Annotated in this window: 13 protein-coding genes; 9 read left to right on the plus strand and 4 right to left on the minus strand. The window is 25.6% G+C overall.

Features of this window, described 5'->3' with window-relative positions; genetic code table 11:
- Positions 1 to 95: 95 nt before the first annotated feature.
- Positions 96 to 1841: a sensor histidine kinase gene (locus ASUIS_RS01340; protein ID WP_118885352.1), complete on the plus strand. Its 1746-nt coding sequence runs from the start codon at positions 96 to 98 to the stop codon at positions 1839 to 1841.
- 35 nt (positions 1842 to 1876) lie between these two features.
- Here ASUIS_RS01340 and ASUIS_RS01345 read toward each other — a convergent pair whose 3' ends face one another.
- Positions 1877 to 2752 carry a hypothetical protein gene (locus ASUIS_RS01345; protein ID WP_118885353.1) on the minus strand — a complete coding sequence of 292 codons (876 nt, stop codon included), beginning with the start codon at positions 2750 to 2752 and terminating at the stop codon, positions 1877 to 1879.
- Between the two features lie 97 nt (positions 2753 to 2849).
- Positions 2850 to 4775, minus strand: coding sequence for an ankyrin repeat domain-containing protein (locus tag ASUIS_RS01350; RefSeq protein WP_118885354.1), 1926 nt, complete (start codon positions 4773 to 4775; stop codon positions 2850 to 2852).
- 185 nt (positions 4776 to 4960) lie between these two features.
- Here ASUIS_RS01350 and ASUIS_RS01355 point away from each other — a divergent pair, with 185 nt between their 5' ends.
- The 4 genes from ASUIS_RS01355 (at position 4961) to pyrC (ending at position 8931) form a co-directional block, all read left to right on the plus strand.
- A complete protein-coding gene (locus tag ASUIS_RS01355; protein WP_118885355.1) occupies positions 4961 to 6175 on the plus strand; it encodes an ammonium transporter family protein in 1215 nt (404 codons plus the stop codon).
- 145 nt (positions 6176 to 6320) lie between these two features.
- The gene (locus ASUIS_RS01360) at positions 6321 to 7508 is read left to right on the plus strand and encodes an ammonium transporter (RefSeq protein WP_118885356.1); all 1188 of its coding nucleotides are present in this window, start codon (positions 6321 to 6323) and stop codon (positions 7506 to 7508) included.
- Between the two features lie 53 nt (positions 7509 to 7561).
- Positions 7562 to 7900: a P-II family nitrogen regulator gene (locus ASUIS_RS01365; RefSeq protein WP_118885357.1), complete on the plus strand. Its 339-nt coding sequence runs from the start codon at positions 7562 to 7564 to the stop codon at positions 7898 to 7900.
- The gene (gene pyrC, locus ASUIS_RS01370) at positions 7900 to 8931 is read left to right on the plus strand and encodes a dihydroorotase (RefSeq protein ID WP_118885358.1); all 1032 of its coding nucleotides are present in this window, start codon (positions 7900 to 7902) and stop codon (positions 8929 to 8931) included. The genes ASUIS_RS01365 and pyrC overlap by 1 nt, the downstream gene beginning before the upstream one ends.
- Before the next feature lie 12 nt (positions 8932 to 8943).
- On the opposite strand, the gene fliM is transcribed toward pyrC, so the two are convergent.
- On the minus strand, positions 8944 to 10035 hold the full coding sequence (gene fliM, locus ASUIS_RS01375) for a flagellar motor switch protein FliM (protein WP_118885359.1): 1092 nt from the start codon (positions 10033 to 10035) through the stop codon (positions 8944 to 8946).
- Between the two features lies 1 nt (position 10036).
- Positions 10037 to 11095 (minus strand): flagellar basal body P-ring protein FlgI, encoded by a 1059-nt coding sequence (locus ASUIS_RS01380; protein ID WP_226799952.1) that lies wholly within the window; start codon positions 11093 to 11095, stop codon positions 10037 to 10039.
- 89 nt (positions 11096 to 11184) lie between these two features.
- Here ASUIS_RS01380 and ASUIS_RS01385 point away from each other — a divergent pair, with 89 nt between their 5' ends.
- Genes ASUIS_RS01385 through ASUIS_RS01400 form a run of 4 tightly spaced genes read left to right on the plus strand, consistent with a single transcriptional unit; the run spans position 11185 to position 13575 of the window.
- The gene (locus tag ASUIS_RS01385; protein WP_118885361.1) at positions 11185 to 12402 is read left to right on the plus strand and encodes a hypothetical protein; all 1218 of its coding nucleotides are present in this window, start codon (positions 11185 to 11187) and stop codon (positions 12400 to 12402) included.
- A 2-nt stretch (positions 12403 to 12404) separates the two neighbouring features.
- Entirely contained in the window at positions 12405 to 12671 is a 267-nt protein-coding gene (locus tag ASUIS_RS01390) for a flagellar biosynthetic protein FliQ (protein WP_118885362.1), read from the plus strand.
- Positions 12668 to 13087, plus strand: a complete 420-nt coding sequence (locus ASUIS_RS01395) for a hypothetical protein (RefSeq protein WP_118885363.1) — start codon at positions 12668 to 12670, stop codon at positions 13085 to 13087. The genes ASUIS_RS01390 and ASUIS_RS01395 overlap by 4 nt, the downstream gene beginning before the upstream one ends.
- Positions 13084 to 13575 carry a MotE family protein gene (locus tag ASUIS_RS01400; RefSeq protein ID WP_226799954.1) on the plus strand — a complete coding sequence of 164 codons (492 nt, stop codon included), beginning with the start codon at positions 13084 to 13086 and terminating at the stop codon, positions 13573 to 13575. Before ASUIS_RS01395 ends, ASUIS_RS01400 begins: the two co-directional genes overlap by 4 nt.
- Position 13576 lies beyond the last annotated feature (1 nt).

Raw genomic sequence — 13576 nt, forward strand, 5'->3', positions numbered from 1 at the left:
TTGTATATAAATTATACAATAATTAAAATTAATAAAAAAACTTTTTTGTTATATAATGTTTAGTTAAAAAATTAATTATTTTAAGGTATCAAAATATGGAAAAAAATAGGTATATTCTTTCATTAGTAATATCACTAACTTTAATTGTTATTATTTCCATTTTTTTAGGAATGTATTTTATTTTAGGTAAAGAAAAAGAATTACTTGAAAAGAAATATAGTGATTTGACAAATAATTTAGAAAATAAAGTAAATTCATTAATTCAAACAAAGCAAAATGCCACTTTAGCCATAGCTTTGACATTAAGTGAAAATGACAAAATAAAAACTTCTTTTTTAAATCAAGAAATTTATGATTTAAATAATTTAGCAAATAAATTAAATGAACATACAGACTTTAAAAATGTTTGGTTTCAGTTGATAGATAAAAATGGAATTTCGATATATAGAAGTTGGACAGCTGATAGATTTGATAAGATCAAAAATTTAAGATTAGATTTACAAGAATTATACAAAAATCCACAAATAAAAAGCACAATAAGTGTTGGAAAATATGATATTACTTTCAAATCAATAATCCCAATTTATCACAATAATCAGTTTTTAGGTGTCTTAGATATTGTTACACATTTTAATTCAATAACAAAAGAATTAAAAGATTCTGATAATTTAGAACCTTTTATCATTGTTGAAAAAGAGTTCACAAATCAGTTAAAAGAACATAGTTTTTCTAAGATATTTTTGAAGGATTATTATGTTGCAAATGTTTCTGCAAATAAAGAATTATTAGGGTATTTAGAAAAACAAGATTTGGGAACTATTTTAGATTTACAAGGTTATTTAATAAAAGATAATTATTTAATAATAAATGTTCCAATAATACAATCAGGAAAAAAATTAGCAAATTTTTTGATAATGAAAAATATAGAAACAATAGATGTTTTAGAAATAAAACAGTTTAAAATGCAATCCTTTTGGTATTTGGCATTTTTTGTAGCACTATTATGTACTACTATTTTTTTTATTGTTTATTATATTTATTCAAAAAAATTAAAAGAATTAAATGTATCTTTAAAACAAACAGTTAATGATGAAATTTTTAGAAATAATGAACAAAATAAAATCTTATTCCAACATAATAAAATGGCAGCGATGGGTGAAATGATAGAAAATATAGCTCATCAATGGCGACAACCTTTATCTGTTATTACAACTGTGGCTTCATCTTTAAAATTAAAAAAAGAGTATGGAGTTTTAAGTGATTTAGAATATGAAGAGGAACTTTCACACATAATTGAAACAGCAAATTATCTATCAAATACTATTGATGATTTTAGATACTATTTTTCTCCTGATAAAGATAAAAATCTATTTAATACAAAAAGCTTAATAAATAGATGTATAAAAATTGTTAGTATTGATTTTTCTAATAAACATATAAAAATTATTCAAAATGTTGAAGAGTTAACTGTATATAGTTATGAAAATGAGTTATTGCAAGTAATAATAAATATTTTAAATAATGCAAAAGATGAATTACTCAAAATCGAAAATCAGGAAAATAGAGTTATTTTTATGGATTTATATAAAAGTCAAAACTCTTTAATTATAAAAATAAAAGATAATGCAGGTGGAATAAAAAAAGATATTATTGATAGAATTTTTGAACCTTATTTTACTACAAAACACAAAAGTAACGGTACAGGTATTGGTCTTTATATGTGTGAAGAGATTATTGTAAAACATCTTTTAGGAGAAATAAAAGTTTCAAATGAAGAAACTATTTATGAAAATCAAAAATTTATTGGCGCTTTATTTGAAATAAGTATTCCAATAGAATAAGAAATATAGAGTTATATACTCTATATTTCTTAAAATTATTCAGCGGTATTTTTTGATCTTTTATTTGAATAGTGAATAAATATAGTTAAAGAAACTAATATTAATGCAATTCCAGCAATTAAATAAAAGGCATTTATCATTTGAACATAATCGTTAATTGCAATCTTAAACACAACAATTAAAGCCTCAATAGAAAGAGCAATAATAATAGTTGTTAAGAACTTTGTTAGAATTTTTGTTTCTACTTTTGAATTTTTTGCATAAGATTTAAAAAATACTTCTTGTTCTAAAATAGTTTTTGCCAAGTCAAATATTGCAATACTTAAAGTAAGTGCAATTATTGGTTTAAAAATCATCTCAAGAGATAAAGCATGATTCGAAAAAAGATAAGTCATAAAATCATAAATAGAAAATAAAATAGTAAATACTGATAAAACCATCATCGAAAGCCCAGCTAAAATATAAAAACCTTTTGTAATACTATGAAAAGGTTTATTTAATTCAATAAGATTTAATTTTTGTAATAAAATATCTATTTGAAAATCTAAGAAAAAGATATCATCACCTTCTTTTATTGTAACTGTTACACAATTACTTCGAGTTGCACTACTAATATAAGGCTTTGAAAAAGCGATATTTGACTCTTTAAAATGTAGTTTAGAAATTAAATGAGAACGATCTTTGTTTCTTGCATTTTCATCTATTTTATATCTATAAAAATTTTCTGAAGTTTGAATTTTAGTATCTTTGTTTACAATGTAAACAAGTTCTAAAGAAGGAAAAATTTCATATAGTTGTTTAAAATCGTTTTTTTTATGATTTGATAAAATTCCTGAATTTTTCAAGCTCTCTTGTAAAAAATATTCTATATCTTCTTGATGTTGTATATATGTTTCAAAAAACTCTTTCATGTGAATCCTGTATATTTTTTATCATATTATATGAAAATTATGAGAAAGAAATATAAAGTATCTGTTTATTTATCATACAAATGCGATATTATTCAACTTAAACTATATTAAATTCTTTAATCATATTTTCAGCTAATGCGTTCAGTTTTTTTACATTACTTGAATCTTCAATACCTTTTGAAATAGTTTTAATATTTGAGTGAAATTTTTGAAGAAATTGTAATATTTTAGGATCTTTTTTTTCTAAATTATTTACTAATGCCCCAACATCTAACATTTCTATAACTAAATCTTTTTTTCCCATAAATGCTGCATAATTTATAGGTCTTATTCCATAATTATCTGGTAAATTTATTATTTCTTTATTGTAGTGATGTAATAGTCTAAAATATTTTGTAGTATTTTTCCAAATACAAGTATGAATAATACTTCTTCCTTGTTTATCTGTAACAAAACAATCAGCTCTCATTTCAAGAAGAAGTCTTATTGTATATTCACATTTTTCACCAACTGCAATGTGAAGTGCCGTTAATCCTTCGTTGTTTTTCGCATTAATATCTACACCTGCATTTATAAGACTTTTAATTGTATTTAAGTACAGCTTTTTGTCTTTTATTAGATTTTTATCGTTGTAATCCATAAGTTTAAAAATAATATTATTTCCATCTTTATCTTTTTGATTTAAATTAATATTTTTAATTCTTAGTAACTTAAATAGTTTAAAATTAAAATGAACAATAGAATCAAAAAATAGAGGTTCATGTTTTGAATTTAGCATATTTATATCAACATTATGGCTTTTTAAAATTGTTTCTAATACATTTGCATATTCGGCATCTTCATTTAATAATATTTCATATTCAAAATCTAAAGGTTTTCTATTTTCTGAATATAAAATTATATCAATAAGTATTTCCACAAGAGATTTACCACTGTTGTTTAGTAAATCTGGATTCGCACCTTTTTTTAAATATAATTTTAATAAGTCAATATTTCTAATACCGTTTAGAGCTAGAATTAGTAATACAGTGTCTCCTTGATTATTTTGTTGATTTAAATCTATTTTATAATCATCTTCAAAAAATGTATTTATTAATTCTCTATCTTCACTTTTTGTAGCTAAAAAGAGTGCATTTTCATTGTTGTTATCAACAGCATTTATACTTATTCCTAAACGAATTAATTCTTTTATCATTTCTAAATGGTCAGTTCTTGTTTCTATCTCTTCTTTGGGAGTTTTTAAAAAATAGTTTATCGATTCCATTAGAAGAGTTTTATTTTTATTACTTCTACTATTTATATTACAACCCAATTCTAAAGCTTTTTCTATTAAGTCAATATTTTTTATACCTTTTGATATAGCATAAAATAGAAAATTCTTACCATCTTTATCAGTGATAGTTGGATTTGCACCTAGTTCCATAAGTAATAAAGCTAATTCATTATTTCCAGTAACTAAATCTTTATGTAAAATAGTATTTCCATCTCTATTAACTTGGTTTATATTTAATTCTTTGAGTGAACCAACTTTTTTGATGATTTCAATATTTCCATTTGCAACTGCATCAAAGATAAGATTATTCCCATGAATATCACAATTATCTAAAGCTCTTGTAACTTGAATTAAATAATTTACAATTCTATTATTTGCACTAATTACAGCATCTTGTAAAGCTGTTCGTTTATGTATATTCAAATGATTAATATCTATTTTATTATTAATTAAAATTTGTAATATGGCACTATTTTTGGCATGTATTGCATAAAAAATTGCAGTTTCTTCTTGATCGTTTTCAATCTCTACATTTATTCCATTTGTGATAAGCCAAACAACAGCTTGAAATAAATCTTTCTTACAACAATAATGTAAAATATGTTCATTATGAATGTATAAATCATTTAAATCTAAACCGAGTTCACTATGCATTTTATCTAGCTTTTCGTTGTTTATATTTTGATTTAATAATTCTTTAAAAAATTCTTCTTCTGTGCTTTTACTCTTATTTATGAGCTTTTTGAACATCTTACCAACCAATATTTATATAATATAATTTATTTGTGATTATATAATAAAAAATCAGCTTCTATGCTTTAACAATGAAAATAAATAAAAAATATTATCTATGAGTATAAAATATACAATAATATATTTACAAGGTTATATAAAATTTATATAATTGAAATAGATTATATAGACAAAGGAGTCTTATGGAAAATTTTGCTGATGTAAAATATATTTTAGATGGTTTTCTATTTATATTCGCAGGAATACTTGTAATGTGGATGGCTGCTGGTTTTTCTATGCTTGAATCTGGATTAACAAGAAGTAAAAATTCTGCAACAGTTTTGACAAAAAACATCGCATTATTTGCTATATCTTGTATTATGTTTTATTTCGTAGGATACAATTTTATGTATGGTGATGGAAATGCCTTCATTGGAAGTGGAGCAATGTTATCTGGTAAAACAAATGCAGAGATGGGATATCCTGTAATGGCAGATTTCTTTTTTCAAGTTGTATTTGTTGCAACTTCTGCTTCTGTAATTTCTGGAGTTATTGCAGAAAGAATGAAAATATGGCCATTTTTAATTTTTACAATAATTTTAACAAGTATTATTTATCCAATTCAAGGACATTGGTCATGGGGTGGTTCAGAACTTGGGGGTTTAATGGCAGGATTTTCTGATTTTGCTGGTTCAACTATTGTTCATTCTGTTGGTGGATGGGCAGCACTCGCAGGAGTTTTAATTCTAGGAGCTAGAAAAGGTAAATATGGGAAAGATGGACAAGTAAGACCAATTCCTGGCTCAAATCTTCCAATGGCTACTCTTGGGACATTTATTTTATGGATGGGATGGTTTGGATTTAATGGTGGTTCTCAATTAGCCCTTGGTTCAAAAGAAGATATTGATGGAATAGCGTTAGTTGTTGCAAGTACAAATATGGCTGCTTGTGCAGGTGGATTAATGGCTGCTATTTTAACCCAACTTATTTATAAAAAAATTGATTTAACAATGGTTTTAAATGGAACATTAGCAGGACTTGTTTCTTGTACAGCAGGACCTGATTTAGGAATTAATGTTGCTTTAATTGAAGGTTTAATTGGTGGAGCATTAGTAGTTTTTGCTGTTCCATTTTTTGATAAATTAAGAATTGATGATCCAGTTGGTGCTTTATCTGTTCATTTGGTTGCAGGTATTTGGGGAACATTAGCTGTTGGTATTTTTAATCCTGAAATTGCTCTTTTAACACAAATAAAAGGTATAGTTGTGGTTGGTGCATTTGTTTTTGTATCATCATTTATTGTATGGAAAATCATAGATATCTTAGTTGGATTAAGAGTTGATGAGGAAACAGAAGTTAATGGTTTAGATATTCATGAAACAGGATTAGAAGCCTATCCTGAATTTAAAAGAGCATAGTTAGTTGTAAAAATATGTTGATAAAGGAGCTGTTTAATTTTTTATAAAAGGAATATTTTTCCTCTTTATGTATATAAATTATACAATATGTGATTTATATTATATTTTTTATACTGTTATAATATCTAAAAAATTAAGGAATATTATGAGTATAGAATCTATCTCTTACATCATTAACACTTTGTACGCAATTTTTGCGATGACATTAATCATCTTTATGGTTCCAGGTTTTGCTATGTTGGAAGCTGGAATAGTAAGAACAAAAAATGTTACAGCAGTGTTAACGATAAATACTCTTATTTATGCAGTTGCATCACTATCTTTTTTATTGTTTGGTTATTCTTTAGCTTTTGGAGAATTTGGAAGTGATATTATGAGCAAATGGGCTGTATTTTTATTTCAAATGGCATTTGTTGGTAAAGTTGTAAATATTATGAGTGGTGGGGTTAGTGAAAGAGCAAAAATTATACCATTAGCATTATTTACAATTATCATGGCATCAGTTTTTTATCCATTAGTAGTAAATATTACATGGGGAGCAAATTTTCTTGAAGGTACAATTTTAGAATTATCTATGTATGATTTAGCTGGTTCAACTGTAATTCACAGTACTGGTGGTTGGGCTTTATTAGCTGCAATTTTAATAATTGGTGCTAGAAAGGGAAGATATACAAAAGAAGGAGGAATTAGAGTAATTCCAGCTTCAAATATTCCTTTAGTAACATTAGGTGCATTTTTATTATGGATTGGATGGTTTGGATTTAATGGTGGAAGTGTAGGTTCAATTGCAAGTAAAGAGAATGCTGATTTAGTTGCTTTGACGATAATGAATACAAATACCGCAGGTTTAAGTGGAGCTATAATAGTTGCAATAATCATGCAATTAGTGTATAAAAAACTTGATTTAACTATGATTTTAAATGGTGCATTAGGTGGATTAGTATCAATTACAGCAGGTCCAGATTTATATGATATTTATACACCAATATTAATAGGTGCATTTGGTGGCTGTTTGGTAGTTATTGGAGTATCGTTTTTTGATAAGGTTAAAATTGATGATCCAGTTGGTGCTTTATCAGTACACCTTTTAAATGGTATTTGGGGAACATTAGCTGTAGGTATTTTTGCTTCAAATGCAGAAGAAATAACAATGTGGGGTCAAGTAAAAGGTATTTTAATTATTGGAGTATTTGCTTTTGTTAGCTCTTTTGTGACATTATATTTAATAAATAAAATAATACCATTAAGAGCTGGAAATGATGAAGAAATGCAAGGATTAGATGTTGAAGAGTGTGGTCTTGAAGCTTATCCTGAATTTAAAAGAGCATTCTAATATTAATTTAAAAAAATTTTGTTAAAATATAAGAACTAAAAAAAGGATTAATAGTGAAAAAAATTGAAGCTGTAATTAAACCATTTAAACTTGAAGATGTAAAAGATGCATTATCACAAGCAGGTGTTACTGGTATGACTGTATCTGATGTAAAAGGTTATGGAAGACAACAAGGACATAGTGAGCTTTATAGAGGAGCTGAATATGTAGTGGATTTCTTACCAAAGATAAAATTAGAATTAATTGTTGCTGATGAAAATGTTGATTCAATAATTTCAGTAATTATTGAAGCTGCAAAAACAGGAAAAATTGGAGATGGAAAAATCTTTGTTTCACCAGTAGAAAAAATTGTTAGAATCAGAACTGGTGAGCAAGATGAGGAAGCTATCTAATGACTAATATTTCTACTTTTGAAATAAATGAACCTTTAGACATGCACCTCCATTTAAGGGATGGTGACATGTTAGGTTTGGTGGGTCCGTTAACTTCTGAGACTTTTAGTGGTGCTTTAGTTATGCCAAATTTGATACCACCAATTACAACAAAAGAAGATTTATTATCGTATAAACAAAGAATAAATACTGTTTGTAAAGAAGATAAATTTGAACCATATTTAACATTATTTTTTAAAAATGATTATTCTTATGAATTTTTAGAAGATATAAAAAAAGATATTATTGGTATCAAACTTTATCCAGCAGGAATTACTACAAATTCTGAAACAGGTGTTTCTTCTATGGATGTCGAAGTTTTAAGACCAACATTGGAATCTATGAGTAAACTGGGAATTCCATTATGTATTCATGGTGAAACAAATGGTTTTGTAATGGACAGAGAAAAAGAATTTATGCCAATTTATGAATCATTGGCAAAAGCTTTTCCTAATCTTAAAATCATTATGGAACATATCACAACAAAAGAAGCTATTGAATTACTTGATAAATATGAAAATTTATATGCAACAGTTACTTTACATCATTTATTGATTACTCTTGATGATGTTGCTGGAGGTATGTTAAATCCACATTTGTTTTGTAAACCTATTGCAAAAAGACCTGAAGATAGAACAGCTTTATTAAATACAGCATTAGGAGCACATCCTAAATTAATGTTTGGAAGTGATTCTGCACCACATCCTAAACATAAAAAAGAGTCTTGTGGCTGTGCAGCTGGTGTATTTACTTCACCAATCGCTTTACAAGTTTTAACACAACTTTTTGAGAAACATGGATGCTTAGATAATCTAAATAAATTTGTATCTTTGAACGCACAAAAAATATATGGTTTAAAACCTGTAAAAAAAACAATAACATTAGTAAAAAAAGATTTTATAGTTCCCTCAGCTTATGAGTATAATTATGAAAGTGTTATTCCAATGTATGCAGGAGAAAGAATCTCTTGGAGCATAAAAAGTATTGATTAAAAAAGATAGTTTTTAACTATCTTTTTGTTCTAATAACTTTTTAATATTTTCAGACATTTCTTTAGCTTTTACTTCTCTTTCTTCTCTCATAGCTCTTAAATTATCTAAAGTCTCTTGTTTTTCTCTATCAAGATTTGCTTTTATTTGGATAGCTTTTCTATTATTTGAAATACCAGAAATTGCAGAAAATTTTTCTTTTTTATTTATATAAATTGTAGCAGATGAAGATGTTGCATTTTTATTAAATACAATAACATCATCAACTTTTAAATTAAGAATTTCATATGTAGTAAGTTCAGTTTCTGCCATAATTGATTCAATTTTCATTCTAGCACCAGAAATTAGTGTTTTAATATCTCTTTTTCTACTAGATTTTCTATTTTTCCCTTCACTAAATATTTTCTCAACTACTTTATTTAATAAAGGTTCATAATAAGAAATAGGATAACAAATAGATAAAAATCCAGATTCTTCATCAATAGTTATTTCTAAAACAACAAGTAAAACTATTTCATGGTCAGATACGATTTGAATAGCATTTGCATTTGTATCTCTTGATTCGATTTTATAATTTAACTTTGAAATATCACTCCAAGCTTTATAGAGATTTTTTATAAACATTTTATAAAAATGTTCAAGAATCTCAACTTCTATTTCTGTTAATTCTCTATCAATGTTATCACTCGTGTTAACAGCACCTGAACCTAATAATTCAGCAATAATTTTATGTGAAATAGCAGGGTTACACTCAATTACAATCCTTCCATCAAGTGGTTTAATAGATAAAGTATTTAATGAAGTAATTTGAGGAATAGATAAAATAAATTCCCCATAAGTCATTTGTTCAATCGAATATAACTTAACATCAACGATTTTTCTAAGCATTGAAGATAAATCATTGATAAAATCTCTAAGCATTTTGTCGTGCATTGCAGAAAAGGCTTTTAACTGCTCTGGTGATATTCTATTTGGTTTCTTAAAATCATAAATAGAGTAATTTTTTTCCTTTGAAACAATCCTTTCTATAGGTGTTTCAATATCTTCACCTTGTTCAGCAATATCTAAAAGAGCATCAATTTCATCTTGACTTAAGAATTCAGCCATTTTATCCTCTTACTTCGATGTCAACATCAATTGCACCCATTTCTTTAATCATTTTTAAAGTATCAATAATTTCAGTCATAGGTAATTTCATAACTTTCATTGCTCTTACTAAATCAGAAATTGTTGGTGTTCCTTTTGTATTTATCATTGCATTATCAATATTTATAATAGGCTTATCAGCAATTTTTACATTATCTCCAATATCAACACCAGGATTTTGAGAAGGATCTTTCCATCCAGCATCACTTAATCCAGATTTTGTAATTCTAATAGAGAAAGAATCTCTAGCAATTGTAACAGGATCAATTGGAATATCTCCACCAGTTATAACAGATTCTCTACCCATATCAACAATAACTTTCTTTTTAAATATTTCTGCGTCTAATTCAATATTTTCAATTATAGAAATAAATTTAACAACTGAAATATTGTCAGGTTTTTCAATATCTACCGTTCTTGTATCAATTGCACTTGCAAGTTTTTTTCCAAATTTGTCATTTATTTTTGTTTCAATTAAATCTGCATTTTTAGCAGAACTTTTAAAAAGACTTAATTGAATAGATTTTTCACCTTTTAAATCATACTGGATTTCATTCTCAACAGTTGCGCCTTCATAAATGAAACCCGTAGTTTTATTATTTTCATTTGCTACAATTGTTCCTTGTGCTAGGGCATAAACATTCCCATCAACACCTTTTAATTGAGTAATTAGAAGTTCTCCATGATCAACCGATTTGGCATCTCCAATAGTTGATACTTTTACTTTAATTTTGTCTCCTTGTCTTGAAAAAGCAGGTAATTCCGCTGTTACCATAACAGCAGCGATATTTTTTGAATTGATTGAACCAGCAGGAATTTTTATATAAGAATTTCGAAGAAGATTTTGTAAAGATTGCATTGTAAATTTAGATTTATCTCCTGTTCCAGCTAGTCCAACTATTAGTCCATAACCAATTAGTTGATTTTCTCTTATCCCAATTACATTGGAAATATCTTTGATAGTTTGTGAATACAAAGAAGATAATAAAAATGTTACTATTAAAAAATATCTCAATATCATCCTTCATTATTAATTGTTTATATTTTATCAAAAATTTAATAAAAAAAGGTATAATCGAAGATATTAAAATTATTTTATAGGGTTATAGATTGAAGATTTACATTTATGGTAATCAAAGTTTTAAAAAAGAGATTCACGAAACATTAGATCATTCGAATATTAAATTTAAACTTGATAATAATACTGTAATTGAAGAAATTGAGAGTCTTGAAAAATTAAAAACAACAATAGAAAATAATCCTAAAGATATTTATCTTATTGATGATGAAAAAATTATTAAAAAAAATTCTTTAAATAAAAAACTTAAATTTTTAGCTCCAAAAGATGGAATAGAAGAAGAATATTTACTTGATAGTGGAATAGCTGATTTAGCAATTGATTCTTTAAAAGAATTGCCTAAATATATAATCAAAAAATATGAAGAATTAAAATTACTTGAGCCTGAAATTGAAGAAGAAAATAAAATTGAAGAAATAAAAAGTTCTATTGAATTAGATGATGAATTATCTATGTTATTAGCAAAAGAAAATAGTATAAAAAAGTCAAAATCTGAAGATTTAACGCCAGTTGATGATTTAGATGAAATATTTGATTTAGACAATAATATTGATAATCTTGATGATTTAATAGGTAGTATAGATCGTGATGAAGAAATAAAAGATAGTGATGATTTTGCACAAATAACAAATTTTAATGATGATTTTGGATTGAATAATATATCATTTGATTATGATGATGACAATGTTTTATATAAAGAAATAGATGAAAATGTTGTCTCAACAAAAAACACAAATATTATTGAAGAATTAGATTTTTTAGGTGAAGAAGTAATTGAAGATGATGAAGATGATTTTTCAGATTTAGATAAAGTAAATAGTGAATTATTTGGCGGGTTTGATTTCTTGAATGAAGAAATACAAGAAGGTACAAAAAAAATTGAAAAAGAAGAAAATATTATAGATTCAGATAAAATAGATGAAGAATTAGTTGAAGAGTATGATTTTATGAAAGAATATATCAAAACTGAAGAAATAATACCAACTGAAGAAATAGACCAATCTTTGCAAGGAGATAAAATGAATGATGAGTTTTTTGAATTAGATTCTTTAAATGAAAAAGATTTATTGGAAGCATTAAATTATAAAGTTGAAGATAATAGTTCTAAAAGTGAATACAAACCACAAGTTTCATCAACAAAAAGTGAAACATTAAGTATAGATAGTTCAAATGTAAATGATTTATCTTTATTAATTTCTAAATTATTAAACAATAAAACTTTAGAGATAACTATAAAAATAAAAGATTAAGTATGGATTTAATAGCTATTGCTGAAAATACTGTAAAAATTATATTAATACTTGGTCTTCCTTCTTTGATTGTAAGCATGATTATTGGGCTTATAATATCAATTTTTCAAGCTGTAACACAAATTAGTGATGCTTCTTTATCTTTTGTTCCTAAAATGATTTTTGTTTCAGCTTTTATATTAATTTCTCTTCCTTGGATTGGTGATCATATAGAAACTTATACAAAAGATTTATGGAATTTAATACTTATTTTTGGTAATAACAATTGATCAAAAAATTATATAAATTAAAAAAAAATCAAACAGATCAAAAATTAATGCAAAAAGCTCAGCTTATGTCAAAAATCGAACAAATTAATATTGAAATTGTATTAACACAAAATAAAATTGATACTGCAAGTGTTGAAAAACATGGAGCAATTTCTGACTTTATGATTTTAACAATTCATAAAAATACAATGAAAATGCATATTCAAAAATTAAATAAAGAAAAAAATATTTTAAATATGGAAATAGAAAATTTGTTAAAAGATATAATTGAACTTCAAAAAGAAGCGGAACAATTTTCTTATATTTTGGAAGAAGAGAAAAAAGAGTTAATGAAAAGAATTTTACAAGCAGAAGAAGAAGCTTCAACGGAATATATACAAAGTAAATATATTAGTAGAAATAAGGATTTAAATTGATTAGAAATTTTTTATTTTTTATTTTATTAGGAACATTATTATTTGCGGTGGAAGAAACAAGTAGTTCTTTAACAAAACAAAGAATAGAGGTAATGGACTTAAAAAAAGAGCTAAACAACTTTTATAATGAAAAAGAAACAGAATATCAACAGAGAAAAAAAGAACTAGAGGGTATACTTGTTCAAATAGAAAAAGAGAAAACAGCAATACAAAAGTTGCATGATAAAAATTTAGAAATTTTAAAAGATATAAAGCTAGAAGTTGAAAGTAAAACATCAAAAATATATAATACAATGAAGCCAAAAAATGCCGCTGACATTTTTAATCAGATGATAGGTGAAGGTAAAATTGAAGATGTTTTTGATATAATGGTAAAATTAAAAGAAAATAATGTAACTCAAATTATGAAATTTCTAAGTATAGAAAATGCATCTATGATAACCCAAAAATTAGAAAATTATAGTGTAGAAAACGAGAAGAAGGAATAAA

Source organism: Arcobacter suis CECT 7833 (genome assembly GCF_003544815.1).
Classification (GTDB): domain Bacteria; phylum Campylobacterota; class Campylobacteria; order Campylobacterales; family Arcobacteraceae; genus Aliarcobacter; species Aliarcobacter suis.